Here is a 13,935-nt window from a genome sequence, read left to right as displayed (position 1 = left end):
CGTGGCAGGCGCAGTGGAACCAGGCGATGGAGGAGTTGGTGCGTGCGTATGCGGCGATGGCCGGTACGCATGAGTCCAACACGTTGGCCATGCTGGCTCGCGATAACGCCGAAGCCGCCAAATGGGGCTAATGCCGTGACCTGTAGTTCATCGAGATCGACGCTGGCGCGAGGAAAGTCGACAGACCCTCGCGCTGGCGTCGATCTCGGCGCCGCAGCCGGGGAGCGTCCCGATGGGTCGTGAACCTAACGCTGCGGAACTGACCGTCGAGCAAGCCTGGTTCATCGCGGAAACCATTGGGGCCGGGATGTTTCCGTGGGTGCTGGCGATCACCATGCCCTACACCGACACCGCGCAGCGCGCCGCGTTCGTCGAAGAGCAGACCGCCGAGCTGACCCGGATGGGGGTGATGTCGCCGGACGGCGTCGTCAACCCGGCCGTGGCCGACTGGATTCGGGTGGTGTGCTTCCCGGAGCGCTGGCTGGACCTGCGCTACGTGGGACCCGGCGCGTCCGGGGAGTCCAGCGACCTGCTGCGCGGCATCGTGGCGCGGCGCGGCCGCAGCACCGTGGTGGCGCTGCGCAACGCCCAACTGGTCACGTTCACCGCGATGGAGATCGACGACCCGCGCGCGCTGGTCCCGGTGCTCGCCGCGGGCCTGGCCCACCGGGCGCCCGCCCACTTCAGCGAGTTCACCTTGCCGGCCCGGGTTGGAGTCCGGGCCGACGAACGGCTACGCGCGGGTGCCCCGCTAGCCGAAGTTCTGGAATACCTGGGCATCCCATCCTCGGCGCGGGCAGTGGTGGAATCGGTGTTCACCGGCCCGCGCAGCTACGTCGAGGTTGTCGCGGGCTGCGACCACGACGGTCAGCACACCACCACCGAAGTCGGGATGAGCATCGTCGACACCACGGCGGGCCGGATCCTGGTCAGCCCGTCGCGGGCCTTCGACGGCGAGTGGATCTCCACCTTCAGCCCCGGCACCGAGTTCGCGATCGCCACCGCGATCGACCAGTTGACCGCCGACCTGCCGGGCGGCCACTGGTTCCCCGGCCAACGGCTGGCCCGAGATTTCACCACCCAGCGGTCCTAGCACAGAAACAAGAAGAGAGCACTCATGTCTGAAGCCCCGGTGATGTCCGGCGCCGTCATGCCCATCGTCCGCGTCGCCATACTCGCGGAAAGCCGGCTGAGCGAAATCGCGCTGCCCGCGGAGCTGCCGCTCCGCGAAATCCTGCCCGCGGTGCAGCGTTTGGTCGCGCCCGACACCGACGAGGCCGAGCCCGGCAGCGACCCGGTCGGCGCCGCCCGGTTGAGCCTCGGACCGATCGGCGGTGCCCCGTTCAGCCTGGACGCCAGCCTGGACACCGTCGGCGTCGTCGACGGCGACCTGCTGGCGCTGCGGCCGGTCCCGGTCGGCCCGGCCGCTCCCGGCATCGTCGAAGACATCGCCGACGCCGCCGTCATCTTCTCGGCGTCCCGGCTCAAGCCGTGGGGCGCCGCCCACATCCAGCGCGGCGCGCTGGCCGCGGTGATCGGCTGCCTGCTGGCCGGCACCGGGCTGGCGGTCACCCACCGGGCGGTCAGCGGCGGCCCGGTCGGTCTGGTCGCGGTCGCCGCGATCGCCGTGCTGGCCGTGCTGGCCAGCCTGGTCAGTCGCGCCCGCTCCCCGCGGACCGCGGTGGCGCTGTCGATCGCGGCGCTGGCTCCGGTCGCCGCCGCGCTGGCCCTGGTGGTGCCCGGCAATTTCGGGCCCGCCAACGTGATGCTCGGCGCCGCCGGGGTGACCGCGTGGTCGCTGGTCAGCATGATCCTGCCGGACCGCGAGGACAACCGCGCCGTCGCATTCTTCACCGCCACCATGGTGGTCGGGGGCGGGGTGCTGCTGGCCGCCGGGGCGGCCACCCTGTGGCACCTGTCGTACCTCAGCCTGGGTTGCGGGCTGCTGGCCGCGGCACTGCTGATCACCATCTCCGCCGCGCAACTGTCGGCGCTGTGGGCCCGGTTCCCGTTGCCGGTGATCCCGGCCCCCGGCGACCCGACCCCGTCGGCCCCGTCGGTGCGGGTGCTGGAGGATCTGCCGCGCCGGGTCCGGCTGTCCGACGCCCACCAAAACGGCTTCATCGCCGGCGGGGTGCTGCTGAGCGTGCTGGGCACGGTGGCGGTCGCGGCGCGGCCCGAGACGGTCGCCGTCGTCGGCTGGTATCTGGTCGGCGCCGTCGGTCTGGCGTCCATTCTGCGTGCCCGGGTGTGGGATTCGGCCGCCTGCAAGGCGTGGCTGTTGGCCCAACCGTTCCTGGCCGCGGCGGTGCTGCTGGTCTGCTACGCCGCGACCGGACGGTACCTCGCTGCCGGCGCCGCGCTGCTGGTGCTGGCGGTGCTGGTGCTGGTGTGGGCGGTGGCCGCGCTGAACCCCACGATCGCCTCACCGGACAGCTACTCGCTGCCGATGCGCCGGCTGGTGGGTTTCCTGGCGTCCACCCTGGACGCCTCGCTGATCCCGGTGATGGCCTACCTGGTTGGCCTGTTCAGCTTGGTGCTCAATCGATGAAACGTGCCGTATTAGCTTGGCTGGCAGTCGGTGTGACCGCACTGCTGGCCAGCGCGCCGGCGCTGGCGATCAGCCCGCCGCAGGTCGACCAGGCGGTGCCACCGCCGGACGGCGCCCCGGGGCCGGTGGCGCCGATGGATCAACGCGGCGACTGCGTCGCCTCCGCGGTGCTGCCCGGCACCCAACCCGGGACGGCCACCGCCGCCCAGCAACTGATGAATCTTCCTGCGGCGTTTCAGTTCTCCCGCGGCGAAGGCCAGACCGTGGCGATCCTGGACACCGGGGTGCGGCCGGGCCCCCGGCTGCCGGCCGTCGACGCCGGCGGTGACTACCTGGCCACGACCGACGGGCTCACCGACTGCGACGGGCACGGCACCCTGATCGCCGGGATCGTCGCCGGGCAGCCCGGCGACGACGGGTTCAGCGGAGTGGCGCCGGCGGCGCGACTGCTGTCGATGCGGGTGACCTCGGCGACACTGTCGCCGAAGGGCGGCGGCGGGGAGGACCCGGCGCTGGCCCGGGCGGCCGTCGACCTGGACGCTTTGAGCCGGGCGATTGTGCACGCCGCCGACATGGGTGCCCGGGTGATCACCATTCCGACCGTGACCTGCCTGCCCACCGACCGCCCCGTCGACCAGACCGCGCTGGGCGCCGCGCTGCGCTATGCGGCGGTGGACAAGGACGCGGTGATCGTGGCCGCGGCCGGTGACGTGGGCCGCGCCGGGGCGGCCGGTGCTGGCACCGCCTGCGACTCCAACCCCCCGGCCGACCTGAGCCGTCCGGACGACCCGCACAACTGGGCCGGAGTCACCTCGGTGTCGGTGCCGTCCTGGTGGCAGCCCTACGTGCTGTCGGTGGCGTCGCTGGGGGCCGCGGGCCATCCGTCGCCGTTCACCATGGCCGGGCCCTGGGTCGGTATCGCCGCGCCCGGCGAGAACGTCGTCTCGGTGAGCAACCGCGACGACGGCGGGCTGGCCAACGCGCTGCCAGGCGACAAGCGAAAGCTGGTACCGCTCAGCGGAACCGGTTACGCGACCGGCTATGTGGCCGGGGTCGCGACGCTGGTGCGCAGTAAGTACCCGGGGCTGAGCGCGACCCAGGTGGTGGACCGCCTGACCCGCACCGCGCACAACGCGGCGCACCGGCCCTCCACCCTGGTCGGAGCCGGCACCGTCGACCCGGTCGCCGCGCTGACCTGGGAGCTGCCCGCCGCCACCCACGACACCGCGCCGGCACGGCAGCTGGACCCGCCGCCGCCCCCGCCCGTGCAGGACCCCACGCCGCGGATCGTGGCCTATGCCGGCACCGCGGCGCTGGCACTGGCCGTAGGGGCCGCGGCCGTGATCGCCGCGCGCCGACGAAAGGAACCCACCTCGTGAGCCGACCCAACATTGCCTGGCCGGGTCCCGCCCGGATCACCCTGGTCGCCTTGGCCGTGGTGCCCGCGGCGATGGCCTACCCGTGGCAGTCGACCCGAGACCGCTGGGTGCTCGGCGTCGGCATCGGCGTGGCGCTGCTGCTGCTGGCCTGGTGGCGCGGGCTGCACCTGACCAGCATCGTGCGCCGCCGGGCGGCGATGCTGATGGGCCGCCGCGGTGCCCGGTCCGAACCGTCGACCGGCACCGATGTGCGGGCCACCGCGGTGCTGCGGGTCACCCCGCCGCTCGATGACGTCGACGTGCTGCCGCTGCCGCTGATCGCGCGATACCTGAACCGGTACGGGATCCGGGCCGACGCGGTCCGGGTCACCAGCCGCGACACCGCGTCTGGCGGCAGTGCGCCGCAGCGGGAGACCTGGGTTGGGCTGACCCTGTCGGCGGCGGGGAACCTGGCGGCGCTGCAAGCCCGCTCGTCGCGGATCCCGTTGTATGAGACCGCCGAGGTGGCGGTGCGCCGGCTCGGCGACCATTTGCGGGAAAGTGGCTGGGAGGTCACCGGCGCCGACGCCGAGGACGTTCCGGAGCTGTTCGCCCCGAGCGCCCGGGAAACCTGGCACGCCGTGTGGGAAGGCACCACCGGCTACGTGGCGGCCTACCGGCTCAGCCCGGACGCCGGCCTGCCGGACACCTTGGCGGCGATCTGGGCGCATCCGGCGCGGGAGACCTGGACCGCGGTCGAAATCGCGGAGACCGCGGCCGGTCCCACGGTGGCCGCGGCGTGCGCGTTCCACACCGAGGCGGAGCCCGGCGGTGCGCCGCCGCTGGCCGGTCTGACCCCGCAGCGCGGTAATCAGCGCGCGGCGCTGCGGGCGCTGCACCCGCTGTCGGTGCGCCGGCTCGACGGCCACGCCCCGATGCCGGCCGGCCTGCTGTCGCAGCTGCAGTGGCGCAGTGCGGTGATGCGGGTGCCGACGCGGGCCCGCCACGCCGCGGTGTAAGGCTTCAGGCTTCTGCCCCACCTCGCCGTTGATTTTGCGTGTAGGGTCGTGGATTTCACGGATCCACGACCCTACACGCAAAATCAACACCGGTCTGGCCAGGAATTGCCCATTTCCGGCGAGCGTGCGCAGTTGTACGCCAAAACCCGCTCGGGACTGGCATTCTGCGCACGCTCGCGGTCACTCGACGCCCATGAACGGGCGCAGGAAGCGGAGGGTGCGGCGCAGATACTCCGGCTGGCTGACGTGCAGAATATGGTTGCCCGGAAACCAGTGCAACGCGCAGCGGTCCCAATGCTCCCACAGCATTTCGGCCTGCTCGGGCGGCGCCAACCGGTCACCCAGGCCGGTGATGATCAGCCGGCGCTCCTTGGCGATCACCGGCGCGTAGTTCAGTGGGGAGTGATACGCCGAGGCGGCCGCAAACTCCTCGCGGCTGATCCGGCCGAGCCAATGCCCCAGGGCGAACAGTTTATTGGCGGGGAACCAGTCGTCGACCTCTGATTCCACCGACACCACCGGCACGTTGGGGATCACCGCCTCCAGGCGGTCCTCCATGGCCGCCAGCAGCGCCGCGGTGTAGCCGCCCAGCGACATCCCGGTCAACGCGATCCGCTCGACACCGGTATAGCGCAGATAGTCGACCACCGACCGGAAGTCGTGCACGGCCTGCGCCATCGCCTCGGCAAACCCGGACATGCCCAGCGAGAAGTATCCGTAACCGCTGAACGGCGAACACTTTTCCGCGCGGCGGCCGTGAAACGGCAAGGTGTAGAGCAACACGTCGTACCCGGACCGGTAAAACGCGGGCAGCGAGAAAAACAGGCCGTTGAACAGGTACGGCGAGCCCAGGAAGCCGTGGATGACGCACAACGTCGGCCGCGGCCCGTCGTCGTGCCGCCAATGCTGGGCGCGCACGATGTTGTTGCGCGACAACGTGCGCCACCTCTCGCGCATCGCCGGGTTGACCGCCTCGAAGCTGCTGGTGAACGCGATATTGCTGACGTTGCCGTGAGCGATCCACTCGGCCACCGGATTGGCCGGCCGCGACGACACCCGCGGCGGCGCGGTCGGTGCCGGAAACGACTGCGTCGCATCCTGGTCGGCGGCCAACTCGGCGTAGAAGCCCAGACTTGCCCGCTCCGCGCGGGACTCGTCGCGGCGCACCGCGGCGGCCAGCACCGGGGGCACCATCGCCACCCCGACCAGCGAGGCGATCGCGGTGCGCAACCCCAGGTCGGCGACGGCCGACGCATCGACGATCACGCGTTGACCGGCCGACAACGCCGATCGCGGGGGCAGGCCCTCGGCGCCCGCCTCGGCGCCGGGAACGTCGGGGACCGGAATCGGTGGTTCGACTACGGAGGCGTCGGACGGCATTGTCGCGGCCTTTCTCGGTAGAGGTGAACCCACCGTAACCGGGGTCACGCCGGCGGCGCGGCGCTTCGCGGTGCACGGCGATCCACCGGGCTCCATCACCACGCTATTTACTGCGACCGCCGGTCCCGGTAAATTGCGGACCCAAGGCGCCGACCGACCGGTTGGTGCAAGTTCGGCCAAATGGCAGCAGAAAGGCCCGTAAATGCCCGATTCAGCATGGATGGACGACGACCTGGCGGCCCTGCGCGACCTTGCCCGCGCCTTCATCGACAAGGAACTGGCCCCCAACATCGACAAGTTCATCGAGCAACACCACGTCGACCGCGACCTGTGGACCAAGGCCGGCGAGCTGGGCCTGTTGTGCCTGTCGATCCCCGAGGAATACGGCGGCGGTGGCGGCACCTTTGCACACGAGGCGGTGCTCATCGAGGAACAGGCCCGCTGCGGCGATACGTCGTGGGGGGTCACGCTGCACAACGGCATCGTGGCGCACTATCTGCTGACCTACGGCAGCGAAGAGCAAAAACGGCAGTGGCTGCCGAAGATGGCCAGTGGTGAAGTGGTGGGCGCCATCGCGATGACCGAACCCGGCACCGGATCCGACCTGCAGAACGTGAAGACCAAGGCCGTCCGCGAGGGCGACGAGTACGTCGTCAACGGCTCGAAAACCTTCATCACCAACGGGCAGCAGGCCGACCTGATCATTGTGGTGGCCAAGACCGACGCCTCCGCGGGCGCCGGCGGGATCTCGCTGGTGCTGGTGGAGGCCGACCGCGCGGGTTTCCGGCGCGGCCGGGTGCTGGAGAAGGTGGGCCAGAAGGGCCAAGACACCTCCGAGCTGTTCTTCGAAGACGTCCGCATCCCGGTGTCGAACCTGCTCGGTGACAGCGAAGGGCAGGGTTTCATCCAACTCATGCAGCAGCTGCCGCAGGAGCGGTTGATCATTGCGCTGGCATCGGTGGCGGGCATGGAGGTCGCCCTGGAACACACCCTGCGCTACACCAAGGAACGCCAGGCCTTCGGCAAGCCGATCTTCGCGTTCCAGAACACCAAGTTCAAACTCGCCGAGATCGCCACCGAGGCCAAGATCGGTCGGGTCTTCATCGACGACTGCATCGCCCGGCATATCCGCGGCGAACTCGACATCCCGACGGTCGCGATGGCGAAGTGGTGGACCACCGAGCGGGCGATGGTCGCCGCCGACGAGTGTCTGCAGCTGTTCGGGGGCTACGGCTACATGGTCGAATACCCGATCGCGCGGATGTGGACCGACCAGCGGGTGCAGAAGATCTACGCCGGCACCAACGAGATCATGAAGGAAATCATCGCCCGCACCCTGTAACCGCCGGGTGCTATTTACTGGGACGCATGGTCCCGGTAAATTGAGGCCCATGACGTCAGCAACCAGTCGGAAGACGCCGGGGTCGGTTAGCAGCGGGGAACTCGGCGCGGACTACGACGATCTGTTGGCCGTGCTGTCGGAGGGGTCAGTGCGGCGGCGGTTCGATCCCTATCTGGACATCGCCTGGGATGCCCCGGAGATGGCGCTTGACCCCGACGATCCGCGCTGGGTGCTGTCCCCGGAGGTCGATCCGCTGGGCGCCACTTGGTGGTACCAGCACCAGCCGCTGGACCGGCAGATCGAGATCGGTAAATGGCGGACGTTGAACACGGTCAAGGTGGGGGCGGCGTTCGAGAGCATCCTGATCCGTGGGCTGATGGCGTTCATCATGAAGTTGCCCAACAACTCCCCGGAGTTCCGGTACGCGCTGCACGAGATGACCGAAGAGTGCAACCACATCCAGATGTTCCAGGAGTTGGTGAACCGGTCGGGGGCCGACGTTCCGGGGATGCGGCCGTTGTTCCGTCGGCTCTCCCCGTATATCGGCCTGGTCGGCCAGTACTCGCCGACCGCGTTTATGGCCGGGATCCTGGCCGGGGAGGAGCCGATCGACCACTTCCAGAAGGCGCTGATCCGCGAAGGGGCCAACATCCCGCCGGCGGTGTTGCGGACGATGCAGATCCACATCGCCGAAGAGGCGCGGCACATCTCGTGGGCCAACGAATTCCTCAGGGTCCACATGCCGCGGCGGTCGTGGCGGATGCGGGCGTTTGGCAGCGTGGCGTTTCCGCTGGCGCTGCGGTGGCTGGCGCACGAAATCATGGCACCGCCGAAATCGTTCGCCGCGCGGTTCGACATCCCCGACGCGGTGATCAAGGAGGCGTTCTGGCGCGGCCCGCAGTCGCGCAAGATCCTGTCCGGCTACTTCGGTGAGATGCGCGCGCTGACCGAGGAACTCGGGTTGATGAACCGGGTGGGCCGCTGGGTGTGGAAGCGGTGCGGCATCGCTGGCGAGCCGGCGCGTTACCGCAGCGCCCCGGATCGATCCGCGCGCGTGATCTGCTGATGCCGCACGTCATCACGCAGTCCTGCTGCGGCGACGCGTCTTGCGTCTACGCCTGCCCGGTCAACTGCATTCACCCCACCCCCGACGAGCCGGACTTCGGTACCGCGGAGATGCTCTACGTCGACCCGGCCGCGTGCGTCGACTGCGGTGCATGTGTGTCGGCGTGCCCGGTCGACGCCATCAAGCACGACAGCAAGCTCGCCGCGCACGAGAACGTGTTCGTCGCCCTCAACGCCGACTTCTACGCGACCCCGCGGCCGCGGCCCATTCTCGCGCCCGTCGTGCCGCCGCTGGCGGTGCGCGACGACGGCGAGTTGCGGGTCGCGATCGTGGGATCGGGGCCCGCCGCGATGTACGCCGCCGACGAGCTGCTCACCATTCCCGGTGCGCGGGTATGGATTTATGAACGGCTGAGCCGGCCGTACGGATTGGCGCGCTTCGGGGTGGCGCCCGATCACCGCCGCACCCGGGGCGTGGTCGACCACTTCGACCGCATCCGCGCCGACCCGCGGGTGGAGCTGGTGCTCGGCGCCGAGGTCGGCACCCAGATCGGCCACGACGAGCTGCGCGCGGAGCACCACGCCGTCATCTACGCGGTCGGGGCGGCCGCGGACCGTCGGCTCGACATTCCGGGCATCCAGCTGCCCGGCGTCGCCTCGGCGACGGAGTTCGTCGCCTGGTACAACGGGCATCCGGACTTCGCCGCGCGGTCCTTCGACCTGTCGCATCCCCGCGCGGTGATCATCGGCAACGGCAACGTCGCCTTGGACGTCGCGAGGATCCTGACCATGGACCCGGCGTTGCTAGCCGACAGCGCTATCGCACCGCACGCGCTGGAAGCGCTGCGCCGCAGCAATATTGAGGAGGTCGTGGTCGTCGGCCGGCGCGGGCCGGCGCAGTCGGCGTTCACCGTCCCCGAGCTGGCCGGGCTGTGCGCGACGCCGGGCGTGGCCGTCGTCGCCGACCACGATCTCCCGGACACCGATCCCCGCGCGGCACTGTTGCGCGGCAGCTCCATCGGTGACCGGCGCATCGTGCTCGACTACCGGCTGTCGCCCACCGAGGTGGTGGGCGACGACGCCGTGCGCGGGGTGCGGTTCGTCCGCAACGAGGTCAGCGACGGGTCGACCCGGGTGACTGCCACGGCGGAGCACCGCCTTATCGAGGCGGGTCTGGTGCTCACATCGATCGGCTACCGGGGCCAACCGGTGCCCGGGCTGCCCTTCGATGACGCCACCGCCACGGTGCCCCACGACGCCGGCCGGGTGCACGCGGGGGTGTACGTCACCGGCTGGATCAAACGGGGCCCGACCGGGTTTATCGGGACCAACAAATCCTGCGCCCAGGAAACCGTCCGCAGCCTGGTCGCCGACTACAACGCCGGACTATTGCAGCTCAGCGGTTTGTCAGTGCGGTGATCACCGCCATCAGCGGGTCGTCCCGGCTGACCTCGAGCCCGGCCGAGCGGGCCGCCCCGTCCAACACGTACCAGGCGAAGTCGGCCAGGTGCGCGATCATTTCCTCCCGGGACCGGGTGGGTGCGGCCCCGCGCCGCCAGGCCGACAAGGTGGCCTCGACCATGGTCACCACCGCGAACGGCACCGAGGTGAACGCGGCGTCGTCGACGCCGATCGTCGCCGCAATCTCGGCGATGATGTCCTCGGCCTGCCGTGTCATCCGCAGCTTCAGCTCGCCCACCGCGTCCAACGAGCCGTCCCCCTCGAAAGTCGGGCCGCGGCGGGCGAATTCGTCGAGTCGGGGATGGTCGATCATCCAGTCGGCGACCGCCTCGACGGTGCGGGTCAAAATCTCGCGCAACGAACCGTTGGTCACATCGAGTTTGGTGTCCAGCACCGCGGCGAACTCGTCGAACACGTAGGAGCGCACCCGGCACTCCAGCTCTTCCTTGCTGCTGAACTGCCGGTACACCACCGATTTCGCGACGCCAGCGCGTTTGGCGATGCTCAACACCGACACGGCGCCACCGGCCGGGCTCTCTTCGATGAGCTCCACCGCGGCCCGCAGAATCTGCGCACGCCGCTCGACGTTGTGCTGTTCCCAGCGCGCCTCGTAGCCACTTGCCGCAACGGGGCCCGCAGCAAACGCCATGGTGCCCACCCTACCGGCGCGCAAAGCTCGGCCCCGCGAAACCAGCCATTGACCATTTACGTTACGACATGTAATGGTTTAGCGCATGGCTGGCGACGCTGCGGCGAACGAGTCGGTGTCCCCGGACCCGAGCGAGTCGGTCCGGGGACGCCCGCGGGATCCGCGCACCGACCGGGCCATCGTGGCGGCGGCCCGTCGACTGCTGGTCCGGGACGGCTACGACCAGGTGTCGATCGAGGCGGTCGCGCGGGAGGCAAACGTGAGCCGCCCCACCGTGTATCGGCGCTGGCCGTCGAAAACCCACCTGGTGTTCGACGCGGTCTTCGACGCCGCCGACGTCGGCGACGTGCTGGACAGCTCGGGGAAATTCGACACCGACCTGCGCCGGTTTGTGCGCGGGGTCTTCGAATTCTGGCGCCAACCGGTGGTGGCCGCCGCGACGCTGGGCATCCTGGCCGACCGGCACCGTGACCCGCAGCTGTATATCCGCACCCAGCAGCTGCTCGATCAACAGACCCGCACCGCGTTCGGGACGTTGATTCGCGATGGCATTGCCCAAGGTGCGGTGCACCCGGAACTCGACATCGAGATGACCTACGACATGTTGGTGGGCACCACCTTCTACATCGCCCACGTCCTGGAACACGACGGCATCGACGATGCGGTCGACCGGCTCTGCTGGCTGCTGCTGCGGGGAGCCTCGGTAAGAAAGAAGGAACCGCGATGACCGACACCCCAACGGATTCCGACCTGTCGCGCGCCTTCGGCGACTTGCTCGACGAGGTTCGTGCGGTCGAGCAGCGGCTGCTGGGCGCCGACCCTCCGCTCGATGAGGCCGACCTGCTCGACGGCTACCGGCTGGCGTTTAGCCTGCTGCGGGTGGCCGTCGACGCCTACGTGTGGGGCGAGGCCGACAAACCGATCCTGGTCGACGTGATCGGCCCCTACCTGAAGTGGGGCGGGGACAACTCCGACGCCTTCTACCAACTGGCTCCCATCGACCCGCAGCGCAGCTATCAGGTCACCGGTAACCGCGGTGACGCCGTCTATTTGTCGATGACCGTCTACGGCGGACCCGACGACGGGCGCTACAGCGACCGGATCATCGCGACGATCAACGACCGCGACCTCGAGTTCGACGACGACGGCAACTTCGCGTTCACCATCAGCGCCAGCCCCCAGCCGGGCGGGTGGCTCAAGCTGGAACCCGACGCCGTGTTCATCCTCACCCGCGACTACCTGACCTCCCCCGAGTCGGATCGACGCACCCAGTGGACGATCGAAGCGCTCGACCCGCCGACCCGGCGCCAGGACAGCCGCGCGGATCTGTCCCGGCGCCTGCGGGCGGCGCGGACCTGGGTGCGGGAACAGTGCGCGATGGTGCCGATCCGCCTCGAGCCGCCCAACGAAATCCAGGAACCCTACCCGGTGCCCGAGCGCACCGTCGGGTGGGCGGCCGGCGACGCGGCCTATGCGATGGGCTCCTATCGGCTGGAACCGCAGCAGGCGCTGATCATCGAGGGCAGCTCGCCGCCGTGCGTGTTCTGGAACCTGTGTCTGTGGAACCCGTTCCTGCACACCTACGACTACACCCGGGAACGGGTCACGATCAACGGCGCGCAGGTCAGCTACGAACCGGACGGCTCGTGGCAGATCGTGGTCAGCGACACCGATCCCGGCCACCCCAACTGGGTGTCGACGGCGGGCCGGTCCACCGGGCTGGTCTGGCTGCGCTGGTTTTTGCCCGAGGCCACCCCGCAACGCCCCCGCTGCCGCGTGGTGGACGTGGCGGAGCTGGCCCGGTGAGCAGCACCACTGCCCGTCCGGCACCGGTCCGGCTCGATGACCTTGCCGCACCGGTGTTTCCGGCCGCCGCGGCGCCGATGCGCGAGGCGTTGGCCGGCTACGGCGCCACCCTGGAGCTGACCCCGGCGGCGTTGCTGGCCGCCGCGGTCGAACGCACCGGCCTGGACCGCTGGGGCGACGACGCGTTCCGGGAACGGCTCGACGTGCTGTGCGCCGCGCTGCGCGCCGAGGCCGGTCTGTCCGATGCCGGCACCGCGATCGTGTTCGAGCAGCTGGTGGCAAACCTGGTCAATCGGCTTCGGTTGGAGGAGTTGATCACCCGGAATCCGGAGATCGAAGACGTTGCGGTGCAGCGGCCCATCATCATCTGCGGGCTGCCTCGCACCGGGACCACCCATCTGCACAACCTCATCGCCGCGGACCCAGCGATTCGGTACCTGCCGTACTGGGAGAGCCTGGAGCCGATCGCCACCCCGGGGGAGCCCGATCCGCAGGCCCGGCGGGACCGGTGCGCCACCGGTCTGGAGCTGGTTCATACCTCGATGCCGGAGTTCAAGCGCATGCACGACATGACCGTCGACCATGCGCACGAAGAGATCCAGCTGCTGGCCAACGATATCTCCGGCATGCTGTTCGAAACCACCTACTACCTACCGACGTTCGCCGCCCACTACAAGGCGCACGATCAGGCCGCGTCCTACGCCTACCTGAAACGGACCCTACAGGCGTTGCAATGGTTGCGCGGCGGCACCCGCTGGGTGCTCAAGTCGCCGCAGCATCTCGAACAGTTCCCCACCCTGCTGGCCACCTTCCCGGACGCCACCTTTGTTGTCACCCACCGGGATCCGGTCGAGGTGACCCAGTCGATGGCCACCATGATCAGCTACGCGGCCCGGATGGCTCGCGCCCGGCCGGACCCGGTCACGATCTCGCAGTATTGGCTGGACCGCGCCGACGACCTGCTCACCGGCTGCCTGCGGGACCGCGACGTGCTGCCCGCCGACCAGTCCATCGACGTACGGTTCGACGACTTCATGGCCGATGAGGAAGCCACCGTCGCGCGCATCTACGAGCTGGCCGGCCAACCTTTCGATACCCGTGCCCGCCAGGCGATGACCGCCTTCCGCACCGAGCATCCCCGGGGCCGCCACGGCGGTGTGCTGTACCAGCCGGCCGATCTGGGACTGGACCCCGACACGGTCGCGACCCGGCTGCGCGGCTACCGCACCCGATTCGTCGCCGATGCCCCGGAGGACGCATGAACCCGCCGAACACCGTGCAGGCCTGGGCGGCCACCGGCGCGC

General features: G+C 69.8%; 12 protein-coding genes and 1 pseudogene. 11 read left to right on the top strand and 2 right to left on the bottom strand.

Annotated features, from left to right (window positions below; translation table 11 throughout):
- The 5 genes and pseudogenes from ACAG26_RS11060 to eccE all read left to right on the top strand — a co-directional run.
- Positions 1 to 131 (top strand): annotated as a pseudogene (locus ACAG26_RS11060) (WXG100 family type VII secretion target); the annotation flags it as partial.
- A 101-nt stretch (positions 132 to 232) separates the two neighbouring features.
- A complete protein-coding gene (locus ACAG26_RS11055; protein WP_370482074.1) occupies positions 233 to 1,093 on the top strand; it encodes an ESX secretion-associated protein EspG in 861 nt (286 codons plus the stop codon).
- 42 nt (positions 1,094 to 1,135) lie between these two features.
- Positions 1,136 to 2,551, top strand: a complete 1,416-nt coding sequence (eccD, locus tag ACAG26_RS11050; protein WP_370482132.1) for a type VII secretion integral membrane protein EccD — start codon at positions 1,136 to 1,138, stop codon at positions 2,549 to 2,551.
- The gene (gene mycP / locus ACAG26_RS11045) at positions 2,548 to 3,930 is read left to right on the top strand and encodes a type VII secretion-associated serine protease mycosin (protein WP_370482072.1); all 1,383 of its coding nucleotides are present in this window, start codon (positions 2,548 to 2,550) and stop codon (positions 3,928 to 3,930) included. Before eccD ends, mycP begins: the two co-directional genes overlap by 4 nt.
- Positions 3,927 to 4,928: a type VII secretion protein EccE gene (eccE, locus tag ACAG26_RS11040; protein WP_370482069.1), complete on the top strand. Its 1,002-nt coding sequence runs from the start codon at positions 3,927 to 3,929 to the stop codon at positions 4,926 to 4,928. Before mycP ends, eccE begins: the two co-directional genes overlap by 4 nt.
- A gap of 180 nt (positions 4,929 to 5,108) precedes the next feature.
- On the opposite strand, the gene ACAG26_RS11035 is transcribed toward eccE, so the two are convergent.
- Positions 5,109 to 6,308 (bottom strand): alpha/beta hydrolase, encoded by a 1,200-nt coding sequence (locus ACAG26_RS11035; RefSeq protein WP_370482067.1) that lies wholly within the window; start codon positions 6,306 to 6,308, stop codon positions 5,109 to 5,111.
- A 202-nt stretch (positions 6,309 to 6,510) separates the two neighbouring features.
- Here ACAG26_RS11035 and ACAG26_RS11030 point away from each other — a divergent pair, with 202 nt between their 5' ends.
- From ACAG26_RS11030 to ACAG26_RS11020, 3 genes are read left to right on the top strand one after another with little or no spacing between them, the layout of a single operon-like run.
- The gene (locus ACAG26_RS11030; RefSeq protein WP_370482065.1) at positions 6,511 to 7,650 is read left to right on the top strand and encodes an acyl-CoA dehydrogenase family protein; all 1,140 of its coding nucleotides are present in this window, start codon (positions 6,511 to 6,513) and stop codon (positions 7,648 to 7,650) included.
- A gap of 49 nt (positions 7,651 to 7,699) precedes the next feature.
- Positions 7,700 to 8,716, top strand: coding sequence for a diiron oxygenase (locus tag ACAG26_RS11025; RefSeq protein WP_370482062.1), 1,017 nt, complete (start codon positions 7,700 to 7,702; stop codon positions 8,714 to 8,716).
- On the top strand, positions 8,716 to 10,134 hold the full coding sequence (locus ACAG26_RS11020) for an FAD-dependent oxidoreductase (RefSeq protein WP_370482060.1): 1,419 nt from the start codon (positions 8,716 to 8,718) through the stop codon (positions 10,132 to 10,134). Before ACAG26_RS11025 ends, ACAG26_RS11020 begins: the two co-directional genes overlap by 1 nt.
- Here the strand turns inward: ACAG26_RS11020 and ACAG26_RS11015 are convergent.
- A complete protein-coding gene (locus ACAG26_RS11015) occupies positions 10,112 to 10,825 on the bottom strand; it encodes a TetR/AcrR family transcriptional regulator (protein ID WP_370482057.1) in 714 nt (237 codons plus the stop codon). The genes ACAG26_RS11020 and ACAG26_RS11015 overlap by 23 nt on opposite strands.
- A gap of 85 nt (positions 10,826 to 10,910) precedes the next feature.
- Here ACAG26_RS11015 and ACAG26_RS11010 point away from each other — a divergent pair, with 85 nt between their 5' ends.
- From ACAG26_RS11010 to ACAG26_RS11000, 3 genes are read left to right on the top strand one after another with little or no spacing between them, the layout of a single operon-like run.
- On the top strand, positions 10,911 to 11,552 hold the full coding sequence (locus ACAG26_RS11010; RefSeq protein WP_370482055.1) for a TetR/AcrR family transcriptional regulator: 642 nt from the start codon (positions 10,911 to 10,913) through the stop codon (positions 11,550 to 11,552).
- A complete protein-coding gene (locus ACAG26_RS11005; RefSeq protein ID WP_370482053.1) occupies positions 11,549 to 12,631 on the top strand; it encodes a DUF1214 domain-containing protein in 1,083 nt (360 codons plus the stop codon). Before ACAG26_RS11010 ends, ACAG26_RS11005 begins: the two co-directional genes overlap by 4 nt.
- Positions 12,628 to 13,893, top strand: coding sequence for a sulfotransferase (locus ACAG26_RS11000; RefSeq protein WP_370482051.1), 1,266 nt, complete (start codon positions 12,628 to 12,630; stop codon positions 13,891 to 13,893). The genes ACAG26_RS11005 and ACAG26_RS11000 overlap by 4 nt, the downstream gene beginning before the upstream one ends.
- The last annotated feature ends 42 nt before the right edge of the window (positions 13,894 to 13,935 follow it).

The sequence above is a fragment of the Mycobacterium sp. pUA109 genome, assembly GCF_041287095.1.
GTDB lineage: Bacteria > Actinomycetota > Actinomycetes > Mycobacteriales > Mycobacteriaceae > Mycobacterium.
This window is presented reverse-complemented; position numbering and strand designations above follow the sequence as displayed.

Excerpts from the sequence above, each read along its gene's own strand:
- ACAG26_RS11025 (WP_370482062.1), top strand. The coding sequence starts at position 7,700 with ATGACGTCAGCAACCAGTCGGAAGACGCCGGGGTCGGTTAGCAGCGGG.
- ACAG26_RS11015 (WP_370482057.1), bottom strand. The coding sequence starts at position 10,825 with ATGGCGTTTGCTGCGGGCCCCGTTGCGGCAAGTGGCTACGAGGCGCGC.
- mycP (WP_370482072.1), top strand. The coding sequence starts at position 2,548 with ATGAAACGTGCCGTATTAGCTTGGCTGGCAGTCGGTGTGACCGCACTG.
- ACAG26_RS11020 (WP_370482060.1), top strand. The coding sequence starts at position 8,716 with ATGCCGCACGTCATCACGCAGTCCTGCTGCGGCGACGCGTCTTGCGTC.
- ACAG26_RS11030 (WP_370482065.1), top strand. The coding sequence starts at position 6,511 with ATGCCCGATTCAGCATGGATGGACGACGACCTGGCGGCCCTGCGCGAC.
- ACAG26_RS11035 (WP_370482067.1), bottom strand. The coding sequence starts at position 6,308 with ATGCCGTCCGACGCCTCCGTAGTCGAACCACCGATTCCGGTCCCCGAC.
- ACAG26_RS11010 (WP_370482055.1), top strand. The coding sequence starts at position 10,911 with ATGGCTGGCGACGCTGCGGCGAACGAGTCGGTGTCCCCGGACCCGAGC.
- ACAG26_RS11055 (WP_370482074.1), top strand. The coding sequence starts at position 233 with ATGGGTCGTGAACCTAACGCTGCGGAACTGACCGTCGAGCAAGCCTGG.
- eccD (WP_370482132.1), top strand. The coding sequence starts at position 1,136 with ATGTCCGGCGCCGTCATGCCCATCGTCCGCGTCGCCATACTCGCGGAA.
- ACAG26_RS11005 (WP_370482053.1), top strand. The coding sequence starts at position 11,549 with ATGACCGACACCCCAACGGATTCCGACCTGTCGCGCGCCTTCGGCGAC.